At 66.1% G+C, this 18,777-nt stretch carries 25 protein-coding genes and 1 tRNA gene; 9 read left to right on the top strand and 17 right to left on the bottom strand.

Annotated elements, in window-relative coordinates; all coding sequences use genetic code 11:
* Positions 1 to 5: 5 nt before the first annotated feature.
* The 7 genes from RMCN_RS00450 to RMCN_RS00425 form a co-directional block, all read right to left on the bottom strand.
* Entirely contained in the window at positions 6 to 689 is a 684-nt protein-coding gene (locus RMCN_RS00450; RefSeq protein ID WP_409366027.1) for a hypothetical protein, read from the bottom strand.
* Entirely contained in the window at positions 686 to 814 is a 129-nt protein-coding gene (locus RMCN_RS31800; protein WP_255361544.1) for a hypothetical protein, read from the bottom strand. The genes RMCN_RS00450 and RMCN_RS31800 overlap by 4 nt, the downstream gene beginning before the upstream one ends.
* A 13-nt stretch (positions 815 to 827) precedes the next feature.
* Positions 828 to 1,631 carry a CbbQ/NirQ/NorQ/GpvN family protein gene (locus RMCN_RS00445; RefSeq protein ID WP_064346477.1) on the bottom strand — a complete coding sequence of 268 codons (804 nt, stop codon included), beginning with the start codon at positions 1,629 to 1,631 and terminating at the stop codon, positions 828 to 830.
* A gap of 31 nt (positions 1,632 to 1,662) precedes the next feature.
* A complete protein-coding gene (locus tag RMCN_RS00440; RefSeq protein ID WP_067386442.1) occupies positions 1,663 to 3,195 on the bottom strand; it encodes a nitric oxide reductase activation protein NorD in 1,533 nt (510 codons plus the stop codon).
* 154 nt (positions 3,196 to 3,349) lie between these two features.
* Positions 3,350 to 3,952, bottom strand: a complete 603-nt coding sequence (locus RMCN_RS00435) for a TetR family transcriptional regulator (protein ID WP_067386440.1) — start codon at positions 3,950 to 3,952, stop codon at positions 3,350 to 3,352.
* A gap of 59 nt (positions 3,953 to 4,011) precedes the next feature.
* A complete protein-coding gene (locus tag RMCN_RS00430) occupies positions 4,012 to 4,659 on the bottom strand; it encodes a hypothetical protein (protein WP_231745160.1) in 648 nt (215 codons plus the stop codon).
* A 109-nt stretch (positions 4,660 to 4,768) separates the two neighbouring features.
* A complete protein-coding gene (locus RMCN_RS00425) occupies positions 4,769 to 5,368 on the bottom strand; it encodes a TetR family transcriptional regulator (RefSeq protein ID WP_067386438.1) in 600 nt (199 codons plus the stop codon).
* A 74-nt stretch (positions 5,369 to 5,442) separates the two neighbouring features.
* Here RMCN_RS00425 and RMCN_RS00420 point away from each other — a divergent pair, with 74 nt between their 5' ends.
* Genes RMCN_RS00420 through RMCN_RS00410 form a run of 3 tightly spaced genes read left to right on the top strand, consistent with a single transcriptional unit; the run spans position 5,443 to position 7,578 of the window.
* Positions 5,443 to 6,231, top strand: a complete 789-nt coding sequence (locus RMCN_RS00420; protein ID WP_064405471.1) for an SDR family NAD(P)-dependent oxidoreductase — start codon at positions 5,443 to 5,445, stop codon at positions 6,229 to 6,231.
* A 16-nt stretch (positions 6,232 to 6,247) separates the two neighbouring features.
* Positions 6,248 to 7,321: an NAD(P)H-dependent amine dehydrogenase family protein gene (locus tag RMCN_RS00415; protein WP_067386437.1), complete on the top strand. Its 1,074-nt coding sequence runs from the start codon at positions 6,248 to 6,250 to the stop codon at positions 7,319 to 7,321.
* A 23-nt stretch (positions 7,322 to 7,344) separates the two neighbouring features.
* Positions 7,345 to 7,578: a hypothetical protein gene (locus tag RMCN_RS00410; protein WP_064412883.1), complete on the top strand. Its 234-nt coding sequence runs from the start codon at positions 7,345 to 7,347 to the stop codon at positions 7,576 to 7,578.
* Positions 7,579 to 7,611: 33 nt separating this feature from the next.
* On the opposite strand, the gene RMCN_RS00405 is transcribed toward RMCN_RS00410, so the two are convergent.
* Positions 7,612 to 8,874 (bottom strand): amidohydrolase family protein, encoded by a 1,263-nt coding sequence (locus RMCN_RS00405; RefSeq protein ID WP_067386435.1) that lies wholly within the window; start codon positions 8,872 to 8,874, stop codon positions 7,612 to 7,614.
* A gap of 24 nt (positions 8,875 to 8,898) precedes the next feature.
* Here RMCN_RS00405 and RMCN_RS00400 point away from each other — a divergent pair, with 24 nt between their 5' ends.
* Entirely contained in the window at positions 8,899 to 9,750 is an 852-nt protein-coding gene (locus RMCN_RS00400) for an AraC family transcriptional regulator (protein ID WP_067386433.1), read from the top strand.
* Between the two features lie 9 nt (positions 9,751 to 9,759).
* Here RMCN_RS00400 and RMCN_RS00395 read toward each other — a convergent pair whose 3' ends face one another.
* Positions 9,760 to 10,389 (bottom strand): TetR/AcrR family transcriptional regulator, encoded by a 630-nt coding sequence (locus tag RMCN_RS00395; RefSeq protein WP_064405480.1) that lies wholly within the window; start codon positions 10,387 to 10,389, stop codon positions 9,760 to 9,762.
* A gap of 124 nt (positions 10,390 to 10,513) precedes the next feature.
* Between RMCN_RS00395 and RMCN_RS00390 the strand changes: the two genes are divergently transcribed.
* From RMCN_RS00390 to RMCN_RS00380, 3 genes are all read left to right on the top strand, one after another.
* Entirely contained in the window at positions 10,514 to 10,828 is a 315-nt protein-coding gene (locus RMCN_RS00390; protein WP_067386869.1) for a WhiB family transcriptional regulator, read from the top strand.
* An 87-nt stretch (positions 10,829 to 10,915) separates the two neighbouring features.
* The gene (locus tag RMCN_RS00385; RefSeq protein ID WP_067386431.1) at positions 10,916 to 11,134 is read left to right on the top strand and encodes a hypothetical protein; all 219 of its coding nucleotides are present in this window, start codon (positions 10,916 to 10,918) and stop codon (positions 11,132 to 11,134) included.
* 35 nt (positions 11,135 to 11,169) lie between these two features.
* The gene (locus tag RMCN_RS00380) at positions 11,170 to 11,661 is read left to right on the top strand and encodes an SRPBCC family protein (RefSeq protein WP_067386429.1); all 492 of its coding nucleotides are present in this window, start codon (positions 11,170 to 11,172) and stop codon (positions 11,659 to 11,661) included.
* Between the two features lie 5 nt (positions 11,662 to 11,666).
* On the opposite strand, the gene RMCN_RS00375 is transcribed toward RMCN_RS00380, so the two are convergent.
* A tRNA-Leu gene (locus tag RMCN_RS00375) sits at positions 11,667 to 11,750 on the bottom strand.
* A 94-nt stretch (positions 11,751 to 11,844) separates the two neighbouring features.
* On the opposite strand from RMCN_RS00375, the gene RMCN_RS00370 reads away from it, so the two are divergent.
* Positions 11,845 to 12,222 carry a hypothetical protein gene (locus RMCN_RS00370; protein WP_067386428.1) on the top strand — a complete coding sequence of 126 codons (378 nt, stop codon included), beginning with the start codon at positions 11,845 to 11,847 and terminating at the stop codon, positions 12,220 to 12,222.
* Positions 12,219 to 12,551, top strand: coding sequence for a DUF3817 domain-containing protein (locus tag RMCN_RS00365; protein WP_064346463.1), 333 nt, complete (start codon positions 12,219 to 12,221; stop codon positions 12,549 to 12,551). Before RMCN_RS00370 ends, RMCN_RS00365 begins: the two co-directional genes overlap by 4 nt.
* On the opposite strand, the gene RMCN_RS00360 is transcribed toward RMCN_RS00365, so the two are convergent.
* Genes RMCN_RS00360 through RMCN_RS00330 form a run of 7 tightly spaced genes read right to left on the bottom strand, consistent with a single transcriptional unit; the run spans position 12,529 to position 18,769 of the window.
* Positions 12,529 to 13,989, bottom strand: a complete 1,461-nt coding sequence (locus tag RMCN_RS00360; protein ID WP_064405485.1) for an MFS transporter — start codon at positions 13,987 to 13,989, stop codon at positions 12,529 to 12,531. The two genes, RMCN_RS00365 and RMCN_RS00360, sit on opposite strands and share 23 nt — an antisense overlap.
* Positions 13,990 to 14,032: 43 nt before the next feature.
* Positions 14,033 to 14,641, bottom strand: a complete 609-nt coding sequence (gene rdgB / locus RMCN_RS00355; protein ID WP_064405487.1) for an RdgB/HAM1 family non-canonical purine NTP pyrophosphatase — start codon at positions 14,639 to 14,641, stop codon at positions 14,033 to 14,035.
* On the bottom strand, positions 14,638 to 15,420 hold the full coding sequence (rph, locus tag RMCN_RS00350; protein WP_064405490.1) for a ribonuclease PH: 783 nt from the start codon (positions 15,418 to 15,420) through the stop codon (positions 14,638 to 14,640). Before rph ends, rdgB begins: the two co-directional genes overlap by 4 nt.
* A 44-nt stretch (positions 15,421 to 15,464) precedes the next feature.
* Complete coding sequence (locus tag RMCN_RS00345) at positions 15,465 to 16,244, bottom strand: cyclic nucleotide-degrading phosphodiesterase (protein ID WP_064412876.1); 780 nt, start codon at positions 16,242 to 16,244, stop codon at positions 15,465 to 15,467.
* 58 nt (positions 16,245 to 16,302) lie between these two features.
* A complete protein-coding gene (gene murI, locus RMCN_RS00340) occupies positions 16,303 to 17,124 on the bottom strand; it encodes a glutamate racemase (protein WP_064412963.1) in 822 nt (273 codons plus the stop codon).
* A gap of 8 nt (positions 17,125 to 17,132) precedes the next feature.
* Positions 17,133 to 17,816: a rhomboid family intramembrane serine protease gene (locus RMCN_RS00335; protein WP_067386426.1), complete on the bottom strand. Its 684-nt coding sequence runs from the start codon at positions 17,814 to 17,816 to the stop codon at positions 17,133 to 17,135.
* Positions 17,807 to 18,769, bottom strand: a complete 963-nt coding sequence (locus RMCN_RS00330; RefSeq protein ID WP_064346457.1) for a cysteine synthase — start codon at positions 18,767 to 18,769, stop codon at positions 17,807 to 17,809. The genes RMCN_RS00335 and RMCN_RS00330 overlap by 10 nt, the downstream gene beginning before the upstream one ends.
* Positions 18,770 to 18,777 lie beyond the last annotated feature (8 nt).

The raw sequence follows: 18,777 nt of genomic DNA, 5'->3' as shown, positions 1-18,777 counted from the left end.
GGCGTTCAGTCGGAGAAGATTTCGCGATTGACCGTGTGCAGATACGGGATCGCGAGGAACGGGGTGATGTAGAAGATGTCGTAGATCCACCAGCCGATGACGGGGAACAGCACACCGGCGTAGCGGGCGTCGGCGTACATCGTCATGTTGAACACGTAGGCACACCAGATCACCACGCCCATCCAGCAGGTGACGATCATCCACTGGTGACCCCACCGCTTCATCTGCAGAAAGCCGATCGCCGCCGCGCACCGCATGGCGAAGACGGTGAGGATCAGGCCCGCGACATACGCCTTCTCGCCGGGCACCGCGGATCCGCCGACCCAGGGTTCGTTGTAGTGCCAGAAGTACGCGGCGTCGAACATGTGGCCCCAGCCGATCATCAGCACGCGGTTGATCAGCGTGTGGTTGGCCACCAGATCCAGCGCCCAGCCCAGGCTGTTGAGCATGCCGTCGATCAACACCAGGTAGCCGATGAGGGTGACGATCATCGGCCGCACCGACAGCCCGGCGCGCGCAGCCTGGCGTTGCAGCCAGACTCCGCGCATGAAGATCGGGAACCCGATGAGGCCGGGCGCCCACATGCCCATCAGTGCGGCACCGATGATCATCCACTTGTCGGCCCGGCGTTGCGCGAGCCGGGATTCTTCGTGGTGGTCCTCGAGACTGACTGTCGCCGTGGTGGTCACAGCGACCACCATCCACGGTCGAAGGACATATAGAGCTGGATCAGGAACATTGCCAGCAGATAGCCGTAGATGACGATCTGCAGGATGATGAGCGCCTTCTTGCGCTGCTTCTCCTTCGGGTCCACGCGGGACTCCTTCCTAGCGTGTGGAATTCGGGTTGTCAGCCGTGGTCAGGCTGGCCACTGCCACTTCACGTAAGCCGTCGGTGACCGCGCCGTCACTGGAGAGCGGCGCAAGGATGCACGCTTCGGCGGCATCCAATTCCGTTGCGCCGGCGGCGACCAACTGCGCGGCGGTGACGAGGACACGCGTTGACGGCGGCTCGAAGTGGAATGCCTCATCGGCGGTGCGGATCGCGGTGGCGCAGGCGACCAGTCGTCGAGCGGTCGCCAACTCGATGCCCGCCTCCGCGACGATCACCTCGGCCTCACGGTCCGGTGGAAGGTAGGTCATCGGAAGCGTGACAAAGCGCTGGCGGAACGACGGTTTGAGCTCTTTGAGCGAACTGCGGTAGGCCGGGTTGTAGGAGCACACCAGCATGAAGGTGTCGGGCGCTCGGACCACCTCGCCGGCGCGGTCGAGATAGAGGGCGCGGCGATGATCGGTCAGAGAGTGCAGGATGGCCAGCGAGTCGTGGCGGGCCTCCACCACCTCGTCGAGATAGCAGATCGCGCCGGCCTTCACACCCCGGGTGAGCGGCCCGTCGGTCCACACGACGTCGCCTCCGGTCACCATGAACCGGCCGACGAGGTCTGAGCTGGTCAGGTCGTCATGGCAGCTGATGGTGACGACGGGCCTGCGCAGCAGCGCCCCCATGTGTTCGACCAAGCGCGTCTTACCGCACCCGGTCGGACCGGTCAGCATCACCGGCAGCCGCTGGTGGTATGCCTGCTCGAACAGCTGAACCTCGTTGCCGTTCGAGTAGTAGGTGTCGGTTGTCACGATGGATGCAGCTCCTTTGGGTGGTGATGGTTCATGCGGCGACCAGTTCGCGGTGCACGTGTGCAAGGACGCGCGGGAGGTCCTCGACCCGTCGTATGCGTTGGGATCGCCGCGGTCCGAAGACCTCTGGCAGCGGGTCCACCCGGGTGGGCCCGACGCCGACGTAGTAGATGGACACTCCGGCTTCGGCGGCTTCTTCGACCGCGTGGGCGGCGTCGGCCCATGCGTAGCGGCCTTCGTAGCCCTCGTCGGAGATCAGGCCATCTCCTATGACGATGAGCAGTCGCCGCTCGGAGGGCTGCGCGAGCAACCGGCTCGTGAGGTGCCTCAGGGGTGCGCCGAGCCTGGTGTAGCCGCCGGCGGACAGTCCCAGCCGGCTCGGCGGCACGAACCGCCGGTCCTCGAAGTCCTTGAGGCAGTTCACCTCGACACGGTGGCGGGTGTTGCCGGTGAACATGAAGATGCCGTGACGCTCCCGCGCATGCGTCATCGCCCGCGACAGCGCGTCAGCACATGCCAGCTCCAGTTTGAAGACCCGGCCCCCGTGCACACCGAGCGACGAACTGCCGTCCAGCAGAAGCGCGGTCGTGACGTCGCGGCTGCTGGGCAGGAGTTCGCGGAAGATACGCGGTTCGACGGCCTCACCGGTGGTCAGGTCGATGTAGTGGCGCACGTACTGTTCGACGTCCAGATCGGAACCGTCCTCGAGACGGTTCGTCATCGCGCGATGGGTGTGCTCGGTGAACCACTTCCGCAGGTCCGCCGACGCCGCGCCCGGTTGGCGCTCCCGGCTGGGATGGGGGCGTTCCAGGACCGCCACGTGGTCTCGCATGAAGCTCTTGGTCCATGCGTTCCACTCTGGATACGGAATGCCGGGCCGGTGCTCGGGAGTGACGTCCATATCGTTGTCCTGCGGCCGGCTCGGCGGGGGCAGGTTCGGGTTGCGCATACCGCCGTCGCCGCCGACAGGAACGGAGTACGGGCGCGGCAGGCGTTTCTGCGTCGTGGTCCACGGCATCCGGCCGAAGGTGCGTCGCATCTTGTCGGACAGGCTCTGCGGCACCGTGTAGACCGACGGCAACCTGCCGGCCACTGACGGCACCGACAGCGGATCGCTCGTGCGCGCCAACGAGATTGCGCGGTTGAGCATGGACTCGACGGTGGTGTCCTGCGGCAGCGCTTCAACATTGGGCAACAGGCGCCGCATCTCTGCCAGCAGCCCCGGCCAGTTGGCGCCGACCCACCCGAGCGCGACGCCGGCCTCGACGAGCGTCAGTGCCCGAATCTCGCGTGCGGACAATTCGTTGATCCGGAACTCGACGACCCGATCCTTGGACGGCGAACATTGCAGAGCCACACCGCAGGTCAGTGTTCTGCGCGTCCAGTCGCGGCCCAGCGACGGGTACGGCACCTGCACGTAGTCCAACGATCCGCTCAGGCTGAACTGGCGGTGCTCGCCGGTCACCAGGCGCACACCCTCGCGACGTTTGTCGCTCAGCGCGACGGCGGTCACGGCGCAGCTGCGTTCGATCGCCATCGCGTGCGCGTCGGACAGTTCGGTCATCGTGGCCCTAGAACGTGCCCAGACTCGAGAACATCCAGTACCAGAACCAGATGACAAGGGCGGCTCCGCCCCAGGCGCCGACGTATCGCAATATCTCCCAGATCCAGGCCCACACTGTGCACTCCTCTGTCGTGTCGTCGTTTGTGCGATCGGGTCATCGCACCTCCAGCCCATGAACGGCGGTCGCCACGAGCTTGGTGAGCATCGTGTCGCGCGTACCGGGGTTGTCCGTGGTGGTGAGCACCCCGTAGATGCCGAGCAGGAAGAACGTTGCGCTGTAGAACGCGTCGACCTCTAGATGCACCTCACCATTGCCGCGCGCCCGCTCCAGCTCGCGGACGAGCAAGACGATGACCGGGTGGTCGGTCCATTCGTCCTTGTGTGGACGGGTAGGTGAGAAGTGCAGCGCCAGTATCTCTTTGAACAGTATCGGGCCGAACCGCTGCTCCAGGCCGGTGACCAGATCCACCAGCTCGGTCAGGGTGGCGGCCAGATCATGACGCTGCTGCAGGAAACCGGCGAACTCGTCCGCGATCCGCGATTCCTCACGGCGCTCCAACTCCAGGAGCACATGTTCCTTGCTCGGGAAATGGAAGAAGAACGTCCCGTGTGCGACCTCTGCGGCCCTCGCGATCGAGTTGACGTCCGCCCCGGCCATACCGGCACGCGTGAACTCGGTGATCGCCGCGGCGAGGATGCGCTCCCGCGTCTGCAGCCGCCGCGCTTCACGCGTCGACGCGTTCGCCTGTGCCGTCATGATTCGCTATTTGTAACGTAGTTACTGACCCAAGTCAATGAGTGAAGTCAGTCGAGACGTCAATCGGAGAAGATCTCGCGATTGACCGAGTGCAAGTAGGGAATGGCCAGGAATGGCGTGATGTAGAAGATGTCGTAGATCCACCAGCCGACCACCGGCAGGATCACCCCGGCATAACGCACGTCGGCGTACATGGTCATGTTGAACACGTACACGCACCAGATCACCACACCCATCCAGCAGGTGATGATCATCCACTGGTGCCCCCACCGCTTCATCTGCAGGAAGCCGATCGCCGCGGCGATCCGCATGCAGAAGACGGTGAGGATGAGACCGACCTCGAGCGCCTTTTCGCCGGGACCCGCCGCACCGCCGAGCCACAGTTCGTTGTAGTGCCAGAAATACCCGGCGTCGAACATCGCGCCCCAGCCGTTCAACAGGACTCGGGCCAACAACGTGTGGTGGGCCACCAGATCCAGCGCCCATCCGAAGACGTTGATCGCGGCGTCGACGATGACGCAGTAGCCGAGCAGCGTCACCAACATCGGCCGAACGGTCAGGCCCTCCCGTGCCGCGTTACGCAGAATCCACACACCGCGTAAGAAGAGCGGCAGGCCGAACACGCCGAGTGCGGCCGTGCCGATGAGAATGCTGCCCGCGATCAGCCACTTGTCGGCCTGTCGTTGCACCTGGCGCGATCGCTCCATGTGCTCGTCGAGGCCGCTTGTGGTCGCAGCATTCGCGGGCATGGTCAAGGGCCACCTCCTGCATCGCTCAGCGCATGAGCTTTGCAGTGTGGCTGACTTTAGTCAACCATCATCGGGCTTCGATGCCGCGCAATGTCCTTGCCACATAGTCGTCGAGCATCGAGCCCTGCGTCGGCCACTCATGCGTGGTGGTCAACAGCGCATAGAGACCGAGCAGGAAGAACACCGCGCTGTTCATCGGGCTGACGTCAGGTGCGACCCGACCCGCGTTCTGCGCACGTTCGATCTCCTGAGCGACCCTGACGATGACCGGGTGCTCATCGCTCTCGTCAGTGGGTCGCGTCTGGGAAAAGTGCAGCGCCAAAAAATCTTTGAACAGCATCGCGCCCAGACGGCGCTCGAGTCCCAGCACCAGTCGAACGGCCTCCTGGAGCACAGCGGACAGGCTGCGGGCGGAATCGGCATACCGACCGAGCTGCTTGGCGATGCGCTCCTCTTCCCTGCGCTCCAGCTCGAGCAGTACGTGCTGTTTGGTGGGAAAGTGGAAGAAGAAGGTGCCGTGCGCGACCCCGGCGGCGGCCACGATCGCTCCCACGTCGGCCTCGGCCATCCCCGACCGCTTGAACTCGGCGATGGCGGCTCCCATCAGCCGCTCGCGGGTTTGCAGGCGTTTCGCCTCGCGCGCTGAGGGTTTGTCCACCACGGCCATGACCCGACGATAGCAACACCGGTCGGGTATTGACACGTGTGATTGACTGCAGTCAATTTCGGAAGGAGTCTGCGATGGCGCTGGAACAGTTCAACCTCGCCGGGCAGGTCGCGATCGTCACCGGAGCCGGCAAGGGAGTCGGCGAGGGTATCGCGAGGGTGCTCGCGGAAGCGGGTGCCACGGTCGTCGGCACGGCACGTACCGAATCAGACATCGTGGAAACAATCAAGGGCATCGAGGATTCGGGTGGCAAGGGGCTGGCCCTGGTGGCCGACGCGATGAGCCGACCGGACGGTGAGCGCGTGGTGAACACGGCCATGAAAGAGTTCGGGCGCATCGACATCCTCATCAACAATGTGGGCGGTTCGACGTTCGGGTCGTTTCTCGACATCACCGACGAGGACTTCCGGCACACCTTCGACTGGTGTGTCACGTCGGCGTTCATCATGAGTCAACTCGCCGCCCGTCACATGATCGAGGCCGGACACGGCAACATTGTCAACATCTCCTCGGGCTCAGCACGTTTCGGTATCCGCGCGCTTACCGCGTACTGCGTCGCGAAGGGTGGCCTCGAAGCGCTCACCCGGGCGATGGCCCAGGAGTTGGCGCCGAAGATCCGCGTCAATGCCATCGCACTCGGCTCATTCGCCACCGAGGGACTGCAAAGCGGCCTCGATATGATGCCGGGGGCACTGGACACGATGCTCTCGCTCACGCCGCTGCATCGACTCGGCGACGTCGAGGATCTCGGTCGGCTCTGTGTCTACCTATCGACCAAGGACTGCTACGCGACCAACGCCATCTTCCACGTCGACGGCGGAATCGACTCGAACAACCTGCCACTGCCCATACCCGACTACTGATAGAAACGGACGCGAGATGCGCAGAGTAGTCCAATTTTCCACAGGCAACGTCGGGCAGCACTCGTTGCGGGCGCTCATCGGGCGGCCCGATCTCGAGCTTGTCGGGGTGCACGCCGCCAATCCGGACAAGATCGGCCGCGACGCCGCCGAGTTGTGCGGATTGAGCGATCCCACCGGCGTCACCGGGACCGACGACATCGACGCGCTGATCGCGCTGAAACCGGATTGCGTCGTCTACACCGCTTTGGGCGAGACGCGGCCGATGGAGGCGATCGAGGAGATGTCGCGCTTCCTGGCCGCCGGGATCAACGTGGTCGGCACATCGATGGTATGGCTGGTGACACCTCGGCAGATCGACGACTGGCTGCGGGTGCCACTGGAAGAGGCTTGCGCGGCAGGCAATTCGTCGCTCTACGTCAACGGCATCGATCCGGGATACTCCGGTGACACCGCGGTACTGGCCGCGTTGAGCCTGGTGACCCGTGCCGAATCGGTCACGGTGCAGGAAGTCTTCGACTACGGCAACTACGACGACTACGAGTACACCGGTACCGCAATGGGATTCGGCACCACTGCCGACGACGAGCTCGCGATGGCGTTCCAGCCCGGGGTCATCACCACGATGTTCGGTGGGCTGGTGCGAAACATCGCCCACCACCTCGGTGTCGAACTCGACGATGTCACGCAGCGATTCGAGCCCTGGTACGCCGACCGGCGCATCGAATGCAAGATGATGACCGTCGAACCCGGGGGGCTCGCCGGGGTGCGGTTCGCCGCCGAGGGAATCCGCGGCGGCGCGCCCCTGATCGCCGTCGAGCACACCACCCGGCTCACACCGGCGGCCGCGCCGGACTGGGAGTACCCACCCGAGGGTCACTCCGGCGTCCACAAGGTGATCGTGGAAGGCGAGCCGCGCATCGAAGTGAATACGCTGCTGTCTCATCCGTTACTCGATGTCACCGAGGCCGGATGCGTCTCAACCGCGGCCCGCGTCGTCAACGTCATCGACTGGGTGTGCCGCGCCCCGCAGGGCATCATCGCCGTCGAGGACATCCCGCCGGCCGAAATGGTCCGCGGACTGGTGTGGTGAGCGCAGGGTCGCAGCCACCAGTGATGAACAGTCTCGTTCCGACCACCGTCCGCCAGGCCCGCTGGCTGATCCTCGGCGGAGTCGTCGCCATCGCGCTCGGCATCGTGCGCGGCTACACCTTCTTCGCGCACGGCGGCCTGATTTTCCTCGTGCTGGGTGTGCTTTTCCTGAGCATCGGCGTGGCATCGATTCTTGCCTCGGTGCAACGACTCCGGCTCGGAGACCCACCGCGTGGCGACGCGGCCGGCCGCCCCTGAGTGCGCGTCAGCCAACGACGCGCACGTCAGGTCTCACGCCCTGGCGAGCTGCTTCTGCTCGTAGAGCCGCGCCCACTCCTTGCGCGGCCGGATCGAGACGTCGACGTCGGTTGCCTTGGCGCGCAACGCACCCGCGGTCGCCTGCTCCTTGGGGGTGAGTTTGAACGGGTCCCAACTGAAGAACCGGCAGGAGTTCTCCCACGTGATCTTGTTGATGTCGGAATCCGATGCCCCCACGGCGTTGAGCTCGGCCAGCACCTGCTCGGGCGCGTCGGGCCAGAAGCAGTCTGAGTGCGGGTAATCGCACTCCCACGCGATGATGTCGATACCGATCTCGTGACGCAGCTTCAGCGAGGTCTTGTCGGTGACGTAGCAGGCCAGCGAGTGCTCGCGGAACACGTCGGACGGCAGCTTGTCCCCGAAGTCGCGTCGCAGCCACTTCTGGTTGGTGTAGTGGCGGTCGCTGCGGTCCAGGTAGAACGGGATCCAGCCGATACCGCCTTCGGAGAAGGCGAATTTGAGGTCCGGGTAGTTGCGCATCGCCGGACCCCACAACAGGTCCTGTGCGCACATCGCCGAGACCTGGGTGGCCAGGATGATCAGGTTGTCGATCGGGGCGTTGGGCGCCATGCTGATCGCGCCGAAGCCGGTCCCGATGTGCAGGCACATCACCACGTTCTCCTCGGAGAGCGTACGGAACACCGGGCCCCAGTACTCTTCGTCGTGATAGCTCGGAAGGCCTTCGAGGTGGGGCAGTTCCGGCATGGTCACCGCTCGACACCCCTTGGCCGCGACCCTGCGGATCTCGTTGCACATCCCCTCCGGCGTCCACGTCGGCAGGATCGCGATCGGGATGAAGCGGTCCGGATAGGACCCGGCCCACTCGTCGATGTGCCAGTCGTTGTAGGCCGACACCATCACCAGGGTGACGTCTTCGCGGGTCATGTTGAGATGGCGTGCGGAAAACCCGGTGAACGTCGGGAAGCACATCGAGGCCAGGATGCCGTTGCGGTTCATGTCGCGCACCCGCTCGTGCACGTCGTACACACCCGGCCGCATCTCGGCGAACCCGGCCGGATCCCGGCCCCACTCCTCGGCCGGCCACGACACCACCGCGTTCAGCCCGCTGACACCCTGCGGGCGGCCCTGATACATCCACTGATCGACGCCCTTGTCGTCGGTCACCACAATCGGCGCCTCGTCCTTGTACTTCGCCGGCACATGTCGCAGGAACATGTCGGGCGGTTCCACGACGTGGTCATCGATGCTCACCAGGATCAGGTCGTCAACGTTCATACCCCAGTAGTACCGTCTAGCCCCATGACCGTCTCTGCGCTATCGGACAGAGGTTTTGCCCAACCGGCCAACATGGCAGTCGCCGCGAACCGACGCGTCATCGACCTGCGGCGAGGCGGTCGAGCGCTGGGCGGCAGCTATCTATATGAGGGCGATGCGCTGATCACCGGTTGGCACTCGCACGACGTGCACCAGATCGAGTACGCGCTCGGCGGGGTCGTCGAGGTGGAAACCGACTCGGCGCACTACCTTCTGCCGCCGCAGCAGGCCGCATGGATTCCCGTGGGTCTCGACCATCAGGCGACCATGAACCCCGACGTCCGGACCGTCGCGGTGATGTTCGACCCGCAGTTGATCCCGCATGCCGGCGACCGGGCGCGCATCCTGGCGGTGTCCCCACTGATCCGCGAAATGATGATCTACGCGCTGCGCTGGCCCATCGACCGCGCCGAAGGCGACGAGATCTCCGACGCGTTCTTCCGCACGCTGGCCAATCTCGTGACCGAGGCACTCGACCACGAGGCGCCGTTGAGCCTGCCCACGTCCGAGCATCCGATCGTCGCCGCCGCAATGGCCTACACCAAGGAGCATCTCGACGGTGTCACCGCCGAAGAGGTGAGCCGGGCCGTTTCGGTGTCCGAACGCACGCTCCGGCGGCTGTTCCAGGATTCGGTCGGGTTGTCCTGGCGCACATACCTTCTGCACGCCCGCATGCTGAAGGCCATGGCATTGCTGGCCGCGCCGGGTCAGTCGGTGCAGGAGACGTCGTCGGCGGTCGGCTTCGACAGCCTCAGTTCCTTCACCCGGGCCTTCACTCAGTTCTGCGGGGAGACGCCGACGAGCTACCGCAAGCGGGTGGGCGGCACATCGCTGTAAAAGGCAGCGTCACGACTCGTCGCGCATCTGGCCATCGCGAAGCAGCGCGTTCACCGCGCTCCCCCATCGCTGAAGTTGGGCGGGGGTGTCGAACGGTTCGGTGAGGTGACGCTCGATGTGGTCGCGCAGGATCCAGGCGCCCAGGGCCAACACCAGCGGGTTGAGTGCACCCCACGTCGGGTCGAGGTCGGGGCGGGTCAGCCCGGCTTCCCTGCGCGCCTGCCAGCGCTGAGCGCCGACGGCGGCGAGCGAGTCGAACACCTGCGTGCCGAGCGAACTCCCGTCGGTCAGCGCACGTACGACATATGCGACCACATCGGGTTCGTCGGCCACCAGGGACGTCACGCGGTCCCCCACGTCGGTGATGGAGTCCACCGTTGATTCGGGCATGCGCTGCATGAGTGCGGTATTCATCACCCCGAGCACGTGGTCGTCGACGGCCTTGATCAGGTTGGCTTTCGTTTCGAAGTGGTGCTGGACCAACCCCAGCGAGACGCCGGCTTCCGCCGCGACTGCGCGAAGCGACGTCGCCGACGTGCCGCGAGCCGCAAAGCACTGAAGCGCCGCATCGCGAATCCGTTCGACGCTCGAACGCTGATGCTTCTCGGAGGCGTGTTGCCCCGTCGACGCCGCCGTCATCGATACCCGCAGGTCTGAGTGCTCACCCCCACACAGTAGCCAATACGCGTGTATTGTCGGAAACCGATACGCGTGTATTGTCACCCTCGTGGCGGAGGACCGTCCCGACCGAAAGGAAACGCAGATGCCCGTCGACGAGCGGCTGAATGGCCGGACGACGCGCCCCGTTGCGGTCAACGCGCCCCAGGACACGGCGATCGGCGCCTGCATTCAGGACCCCGACCGGTGGGCCCTCGGGGCCGACGAGGGCGCCAAGGAGCTGTGCCGGACATGTCCTCGCCGTTGGCTCTGCGCCCAGGAGGCGTGTCGGACACCCGGAGCGGTCGGGGTGTGGGCCGGCATCTACATTCCGGACACCGGCCGGGCACGCCAGTTCGCGTTGCGGCAACTACAGTCGCTGGCCGAACGCAATGGATTCACCGTCCGAAAGGCGGGCTGAACCGCATCTTTCAGGCCGCGGGTTTCACTGGCGTTGCCAGCGGGCAACCTCAGCGCAACCGATTCCGCGAGCCACCAGGAGACCCCGATGCGCGAGCGCGCTCTCGCCCCCGCCGACAACCCGACCGCCGAGGCGATCGCCACCACCGGCCTCTTTTTGATCTTCACCGCAATCATCGCGCTCGCCGTGAGCCTGTCGAGTTGGGGTGCCTCCGACGCACCGTTGGCCGCCGCCGCGGGGCTCGTCGCCGTGGTCAGCTTCACTGCCAGCCTGCTGTGCTTCGGCAAGCAGAGCGCAGACGACTGACGCGCGCCGGTACACGCCTGCGATGATGGCCGGTTATGGCCCGCTGGTATCCCCTGGTATCCGCTGACGCTGACTTCTTGGCATCGGCTCCCCACGTCTTCCGCTACGAGAAGCGCTACGCCGCGACCCCGGAGCAGGTGTGGAAATCGCTGACTTCGGACGAGTCGCTCGCGGCGTGGGGTCCCGCTGTCAAGAACGTCACCTGGACCTCACCGCGTCCGTTCGGAGTCGGGACGACCCGTGACGTGACCGCCCTCGGCGGCGCCGTCCTACGTGAACGCTTCTTCGAATGGGACGAGGGCCATCAGAAGTCCTTCTACGTCTACGAGTCGACGTTGCCGCTGTTCAAACGCTTCGCCGAGGATTACATCGTCGAGGCCGACGGCGAGCAGACACGGTTCACCTGGGTCGTCGCGATCGAACCGAAGAACGCGATGACCCTGCCCGTCAAAGTATTGGCGCCGCTACTCAAGGCAGGCTTCGGGCGCATTCCCGGCGACGGGCAGAAGTACTTCGCCGCTAGGTGAGTTCGTGCGGGCGGTGGGACTCGAACCCACACGTTCTTTCGAACACCGGCACCTAAAGCCGGCGCGTCAGCCAATTGCGCCACGCCCGCAGCGAGTGTCGATGCTACTCCGCGCCTCCCCCACACCTGTCGGACCGCCTCGACGAGTTCGTCGGCCCCAAGCACGTCGCGGTACCGTTGGAAGGTGTCCACTACACGGCGTAGGAGCCCGGCGCTCATCGCTTTGGTGATCGTCGGGGCCGTCGGCTGCCTTGCGCTGGCGTGGTGGCAGTGGACCCGCTTCGAGTCGGCCTCGGGCAGCTTCCAGAATCTCGGCTACGCGATGCAGTGGCCGCTGTTCGCCGGCTTCGTCGTGTACGCCTACTACAAATTCGTGCGCTACGAGGAAGCTCCCCCCGAGCCCGCGAAACGCGAAGTCACGGAGATCCCCGAGGATCTGCTCCCGCAAAAGCCCTCAGCGACAACCCGATTCGACGACGATGTCGACGACCCTGCACTGCGCGAGTACAACGCCTACCTGGCCGAGCTCGCCGAGAAGGACAAGGAACACCCGGCCACATGACCGAACCGCCGATCACCTCCGCCGAAAACGTCCGCAAGGCACTCCTGGGCTACCGGGTGCTGGCCTGGACGACGGGCATCTGGCTCATCGCGCTCTGCTACGAGATGGTGATGAAGTACGTCTACCACGTCGAAGGCCTGAACTGGATCGCGGTGGTCCACGGCTGGGTCTACTTCGTGTACCTGCTCTTCACCGCCAACCTCGCGGTCAAGGTGCGCTGGCCGATCGGAAAGACCATCGGCGTACTGCTCGCGGGCACCATTCCGCTCGTCGGCATCATCGTCGAGCAGGTCCAGACCAGGGAGATCAAAGACCGCTACGGTCTGTAGCCAGCGCCAGATCCGGTTCTGATTCGTTCATTTCACCGAGTTTCGGGATCGCGAGCGCAGTGAGCGCGGCCACGACGGCCGCACCCGCTGCGATCAGCAGCGCGACCCGCAAACCGGCCAACGACGGCACCTCGTGCCCGGCCACCGTCGTGGTCATCACCGTCAGCACCGCACCGATCACCGCGCTGGAGATCGATGTGCCCAGCGAGCGCGCCAGCGCGTTGATTCCGTTGGCAGCGGCCGTTTCCGACACCGGCACGGCGGCATTGATCAACGCGGGTAACGACGAGAACGCGAAACCCACGCCGATGCTGACCATCACGTTGAACACGCACAGCTGCCACGCACTGTTCATCAGCACCAGCCCCGACAGGTACCCGGCGGCCACCACGGTCGACCCGACGAACAAGGTGAACCGAGGCCCGCGCACATCGGCGATCCGAGCCGCCACCGGCGACGTCAACATCATCGCCAACCCGCCGGGCGCCATCCACAGACCCGTCTGCAGCAGCGACTGGCCGAGTCCGTAGCCCGAGCCCGCGGGTAGCTCGAGGATCTGCGGCGCGATCAACGACATCGCGAACAGCGAGAAGCCCACCGCGATCGACGCCAGATTCGTCGTCAGCACCGGCCGTTTCAGCGTGGTGCGAAGATCGACGATCGGGGCAGCCGTCCGGAACTGCCACAGCGCGAACAACCCGAAGATCACCACCGACGAGCCGAACATCGTCACGGTGATCGCGCTGGTCCAACCCCAGCTTCCGCCCTTGGAGATGCCCAGCAGCAGCGTGACGAGCCCGCCGGCGAGACCGATCGCGCCCAGCGCGTCGAAGCGGTCGGCCGACACCGAGGGCAGCCGCGGTACCAGCGCGGCGAACGACACCGCCGACATCACCCCCAGTGCGGCGCCGAACCAGAACAACGCGCTCCAGTCGAAGCGATCGGCGATCATCGCCGACAGCGGAAGGCCAAGCGCCCCACCCACACCCAGCGATGCGCTCATCAGTCCCATCGCGGTGCCGACCCGATGAGCCGGCACCGATGCGCGCATCACGCTGATGCCCAGCGGGATGATCGGCATCCCGAAGCCCTGCAGCCCGCGACCGATGATCACCGGGACCAGCGCCGTCGTCGTCGCCGCGATCAACGATCCGACCGTGAGCAGTACGGCGCAGATGATCAAAATGGGCTTGGGCCCGTACATGTCGCCGAGCCTGCCGAACATCGGTGTGGCGACGGCCGCCGTGAGCAACGTCGCGGTGATCACCCACGACGCGTTGGACGCGCTGGTGTCCAGCAGCGTGGGCAGTTCGGGAATGAGCGGGATGACCAGCGTCTGCATCAGGGACACGCTGATGCCCGCCGCCGCGAGCACCGCCACGACGATCGCCGGGTGCCGCGTTCTGCCGACATCGGCTTGGGCGGGGGCGCGGCGCACCCCGGGGATGCTACCGCTTAGTTGATCTATACAAAATTCGCGCTCAGGTTCGCGCGGCCAACTCACGCAACGCGGGAAGCAGCGCCGTCAGCGCCCGCCCCCGGTGCGAGGCCGCATCCTTCTCGGCCGCGTCGAGTTCGGCCGCGGTCCGCTCCGATCCGGCGGGCAGGAACACCGGGTCGTAGCCGAACCCGCCGTCGCCACGTGGCGCGCGGGTGATGCTGCCCGGCCACTCCCCTCGCACCACGATTTCGCCCCCCTCGTGCACCAGCGCGCAGGCCGACACGAACGCCGCGCTGCGCCGCTCGTCGGGTACATCGGCCAGTTGTGCCAGCAGCAGCGCCGTATTCGCGGCGTCGTCTCCGTGCCGGCCGGCCCACCGCGCCGAGAGCACGCCGGGCATTCCGTTCAACGCCGCGACTTCCAGACCGGAGTCGTCGGCGACCGTCGCCAGGCCCGTCGCGCGATGAGCATCGCGCGCCTTGGCCAACGCGTTCTCTTCGAACGTCGCCCCGGTTTCGGGGGCCTCGTCGAAGGCGGGCACGTCGTCGAGCGAGAGCAGCCTCAGCCCCGACACCCCCGCCGCGGCGAGCACCCGGTGCAACTCGGCCAGCTTCTTCGAGTTGCGGCTGGCAACCAGCAGCTCGGTCAGCTTCCGAACGCCTTCTTGGGCGGGTCTTTCGGCTCGGGCAGCACCCCGGGATAGGGCAGCGCCAATGCCTCGCGCTGAATCTCGAAGATCTGCTCACACGCCGCCATCGCCGCGTCGAGCATCTTGTCCAGTGTGGAGCGTGGGAACGTCGCGCCCTCGCCGGTGCCCTGGATCTCGACGAGGGTGCCGGTGTCGGTGGCCACGACGTTCATGTCCACCTCGGCGCGCGAGTCCTCGGTGTACGGCAGGTCGGTGCGAATGCGCCCGTCGACGACGCCGACGCTGACCGCGGCGATCGCGCACGACAGCGGCCGCGGGTCCGACAGCTTGCCCGCGGCCGACAGGTAGGTCACCGCATCGGCCAGCGCGACGTAGGCCCCGGTGATCGCGGCCGTTCGCGTACCCCCGTCGGCCTGCAGCACGTCACAGTCGATCGCAATCGTGTTCTCGCCCAGCGCCGCGAGGTCGATGCACGCCCGCAACGACCGGCCGACGAGCCGGCTGATCTCCTGGGTGCGGCCACCGACGCGCCCCTTGACCGACTCGCGATCGGACCGATCGTGCGTGGCGGCGGGCAGCATCGCGTATTCGGCTGTCAGCCAGCCCTTTCCGGAGCCCTTGCGCCAGCGCGGCACACCCTCGGTGACGCTTGCGGTGCACATGACGCGCGTTTCGCCGAACTCCACCAGCACCGAACCGGCGGGATGGGTGGTGAAACCACGGGTGATGCGGACCGGCCTCAGCTCGTCGTCAAGCCGGCCGTCTTCTCTTCGGGACACCAGCCAACCCTATCGGCTGGCTCCGACCCCATCGCTCGAGACCATCAGGCCGCCGCACGCGCGATGTCGAACGTCTCGTTGCACACCACCGCGTGCACCGGGCCGTCGAATTCGGCCTTGGCCTCGCTGATGACGTCCTCGCGCGATGTCCACGGCGGAATGTGGGTCAGCAACAGTTCGCCGACTCCGGCCTCGGCGGCGGCCCGGCCCGCCTCGGTACCTGACAGATGCAGCCTGGGCGGCCGATCCGGCGAGTGTGTCCATGACGCCTCACACAAGAAGACGTCGGCGTCGCGGGCGAGGTCGATGAGTTGATCGCAGTAGCCGGTGTCGCCGCTGTAGACGAGCGTCGCACCGTCCTGGCCGGTGATGCGCATGCCGTAGGACTCGGTCGGATGGCAAACCAGTTTCGGCGTCACGCTCAGCGAACCGATGGTGACCGTGTCGTTGTCGACCCAGTGGCGGATCTCGAACACGTCGGAGAAATCGTCGATCTCGCCGCCCTCGGGCGATGACGCCGCACCAAGGCGGGCCCAGGTGTTGGCGGGGCCGTACATGATGCCGCGCTCCTGAGCCGGCGACGGGTGGTAGCGCCGCCACACGAACAGGCCCGGCAGGTCCAGGCAGTGGTCGGCATGCAGATGCGACAGCAACACGTACACGTCGTTGGGATCGGCGTGGCGTTGCAGCGCACCGAGCACGCCACCGCCGAAGTCGAGCACCAACGGCGGGGTATCGGGTGCGGTGACGAGATATCCGGACGCCGGCGAATCAGGCCCGACAACACTGCCGGAGCAACCGAGTACGGTGATTCGCACGCTCACTAGCTTGCCATGCCCGGTCCCCGCTTGACGAAAACATGGCCGGTTTGAGCGACCGAAATCATCTCGGCGCGCCGACGTGACGTTGAACAGGTCGAACGCCGTCGAGCGTCGGCCCGAGAAACCGTGCGGCAAGGGCGGTGAAGGCGTCCGGGTCGCCCGTCGCCTCGAAGATCCGCTGCGGCGCCGGGGAGTCGTGCGGGCGCAGCAAATCGAGTTCGGTGAGCACCCTCAGCAAGTCCTTGGCGGTCTCCTCGGCGCTCGACACCAACGTGACGTTCTCGCCCATCGCCAACTGGATCAGTCCCGACAGCATCGGGTAGTGCGTGCAGCCCAGCACGAGCGTGTCCACCTGTGCGCGCTGAAGCGGTTCGAGATACCCCTCGGCGAGCCCGAGCACCTGGCGCCCACTGGTCACCCCGCGCTCGACGAAGTCGACGAACCGGGGGCAGGCCACCCCGAACACCTCGGTGTCGCGGGCCGCCGCGAACGCGTCCTGGTACGCACCCGAGGAGATCGTGGCCGCGGTGCCGATGACACCGATGCGACCGTTGCGGGTGGTCGCGACCGCGCGGCGCACCGCGGGCAGGATCACCTCGATCACGGGCACCGGCGCGTAGCGTTCGCGGGCGTCGCGCAGGCATGCCGACGACGCCGTGTTGCAGGCGATGACGAGCGCCTTGACGCCGCGCGAGACGAGATCGTCACCGATCGCCAGGGCGTGTGCGCGAACGTCCGGGATGGTCAGCGGCCCGTACGGGCCATTGGCTGTGTCGCCGACGTAGACGATGTTCTCGGAGGGCAACTGGTCGATGATCGCGCGGGCGACCGTGAGCCCGCCGACACCCGAATCGAAGATGCCGACGGGTGCGTCGGCGGACACCGCCGGTGTCACGACGTCAGGTACGGGTTCGACGCCACACTTCTGCGCTTCTCGCGAGCCTTGCGCTCCGGGCCGGACAGCAGATAGGCCGCGATGACGCCCGCGACCGCCCCACTCAGATGGCCCTGCCACGACACCCCCGGTGTGCCGGGCAGCACGCCGAGCAGGACGCTGCCGTAGACGAGCAGCACGATGACGCCGACGATGATCTCCCAGGCCTTGCGGGTGAAGAACCCGAACACGATGAGGAACGCCAGCCACCCGAAGATCAGCCCGGAAGCGCCGATGTGGTTGGCCTCGCAGCGCACCCCCACATACGGGCAGTGCATGCCGACGTTGCCGATGAGCCACGTGCCCAGACCGCCGAAGATCCACACGATCGCGGTGGCGAAGATGAACCGCGACATCCCCGCCAGCGTCATCAGAAAACCCAGCACCAGAGCCGGAACGGTGTTGGCGATCAGGTGATCCCAGTTCGAGTGCAACAGCGGCGCGAACAGGATGCCCACGAGGCCGTCGGACTCCATCGGCCGAATGCCGTTGTCGTCGAGGCGATGGTTCGACAGCGAGTCGAACAGTTCGATGACCCACAGCAGCACGACAAAGCTGAAGACCGTGACGGCGCCGATCACCCACGCGGGTCGTTTGCGCGGTTGCGACGGTGTGGTCCCCGGATACCCGGTCATGCCCATAGCTGCCCTTCAAGCGCGTCTTCAGCGTCATCCAGGCTACCGGCGTACGCACCGGTCGACAGATACTTCCAACCCGCGTCGGCGACGACGAACGCGATGTCGGCCTGCTCGCCGGCCTTGACCGCCTTGGCCGCCATGCCCAGCGCCGCGTGCAGCACCGCGCCGGTGGAGATGCCCGCGAAGATCCCCTCCACCTGAACCAGGTCGCGGGTGCGCCGGATCGCGTCGTACGAACCGACCGAGAACCGCGTGGTGAGCACGTCCGGGTCGTACAACTCGGGGATGAACCCCTCGTCGATGTTGCGCAGCGCGTAAACGCCCTCGCCGTACCGGGGTTCGGCGGCGACGATCTTGACGTCCGGCTTGCGCTCGCGCAGGAACCGCCCGGTTCCCATCAGGGTGCCGGTGGTGCCCAGGCCCGCGACGAAGTGGGTGATCTCCGGCAGATCCGCCAGCAACTCCGGACCGGTGCCCTCGTAGTGCGACAACGAGTTGGCTTCGTTGCCGTACTGGTAGAGCATCACCCACGAAGGGTTCTGCAGCGCAAGCTCTTTCGCGTGGGCGACGGCGGTGTTCGAGCCGCCCTCCGCGGGCGAGTAGATGATCCGCGCACCGTACAACTCGAGCAGCTGGCGGCGCTCAATCGAGGTGTTCTCCGGCATCACGCAGATCATCTGGTAGCCCTTGAGCAGCGCCGCCATCGCCAGCGAGATGCCGGTGTTTCCGCTCGTCGGCTCCAGGATCGTCGCACCGGGCTGCAGCAGGCCCTGCCGTTCGGCCTCCTCGATCATCCGCAGCGCCGGACGGTCCTTGATGGAGCCGGTGGGATTGCGGTCCTCGAGCTTGGCCCACAGCCGCACATGGGGCTCGGTGTCCCAGCCGGGCGAGAGGCGGCGCAGGCCTACCAGCGGTGTACCGCCCAGAGCTTCGAGCAGCGAGTCGTATCGCGCCATCAGACGCC

The sequence above is a fragment of the Mycolicibacterium novocastrense genome (assembly GCF_001570485.1).
Classification (GTDB): Bacteria; Actinomycetota; Actinomycetes; order Mycobacteriales; family Mycobacteriaceae; genus Mycobacterium; species Mycobacterium novocastrense.
The sequence above is the reverse complement of the archived record's forward strand: the minus strand, read 5'-3'. Positions and strand labels throughout refer to the sequence as shown.

Coding starts and splice junctions, on each gene's coding strand:
- RMCN_RS00395 (WP_064405480.1), bottom strand. CDS start 10,389: ATGACGGCGGCGTCGACGGGGCAACACGCCTCCGAGAAGCATCAGCGT.
- RMCN_RS00335 (WP_067386426.1), bottom strand. CDS start 17,816: ATGGGCATGACCGGGTATCCGGGGACCACACCGTCGCAACCGCGCAAA.
- RMCN_RS00365 (WP_064346463.1), top strand. CDS start 12,219: ATGACCGAACCGCCGATCACCTCCGCCGAAAACGTCCGCAAGGCACTC.
- RMCN_RS00410 (WP_064412883.1), top strand. CDS start 7,345: ATGAACAGTCTCGTTCCGACCACCGTCCGCCAGGCCCGCTGGCTGATC.
- RMCN_RS00380 (WP_067386429.1), top strand. CDS start 11,170: ATGGCCCGCTGGTATCCCCTGGTATCCGCTGACGCTGACTTCTTGGCA.
- RMCN_RS00440 (WP_067386442.1), bottom strand. CDS start 3,195: ATGACCGAACTGTCCGACGCGCACGCGATGGCGATCGAACGCAGCTGC.
- RMCN_RS00430 (WP_231745160.1), bottom strand. CDS start 4,659: ATGGAGCGATCGCGCCAGGTGCAACGACAGGCCGACAAGTGGCTGATC.
- RMCN_RS00425 (WP_067386438.1), bottom strand. CDS start 5,368: ATGGCCGTGGTGGACAAACCCTCAGCGCGCGAGGCGAAACGCCTGCAA.
- RMCN_RS00385 (WP_067386431.1), top strand. CDS start 10,916: ATGCGCGAGCGCGCTCTCGCCCCCGCCGACAACCCGACCGCCGAGGCG.
- RMCN_RS00435 (WP_067386440.1), bottom strand. CDS start 3,952: ATGACGGCACAGGCGAACGCGTCGACGCGTGAAGCGCGGCGGCTGCAG.
- RMCN_RS00390 (WP_067386869.1), top strand. CDS start 10,514: ATGCCCGTCGACGAGCGGCTGAATGGCCGGACGACGCGCCCCGTTGCG.
- RMCN_RS00415 (WP_067386437.1), top strand. CDS start 6,248: ATGCGCAGAGTAGTCCAATTTTCCACAGGCAACGTCGGGCAGCACTCG.
- RMCN_RS00405 (WP_067386435.1), bottom strand. CDS start 8,874: ATGAACGTTGACGACCTGATCCTGGTGAGCATCGATGACCACGTCGTG.
- RMCN_RS00400 (WP_067386433.1), top strand. CDS start 8,899: ATGACCGTCTCTGCGCTATCGGACAGAGGTTTTGCCCAACCGGCCAAC.
- RMCN_RS00330 (WP_064346457.1), bottom strand. CDS start 18,769: ATGGCGCGATACGACTCGCTGCTCGAAGCTCTGGGCGGTACACCGCTG.
- RMCN_RS00420 (WP_064405471.1), top strand. CDS start 5,443: ATGGCGCTGGAACAGTTCAACCTCGCCGGGCAGGTCGCGATCGTCACC.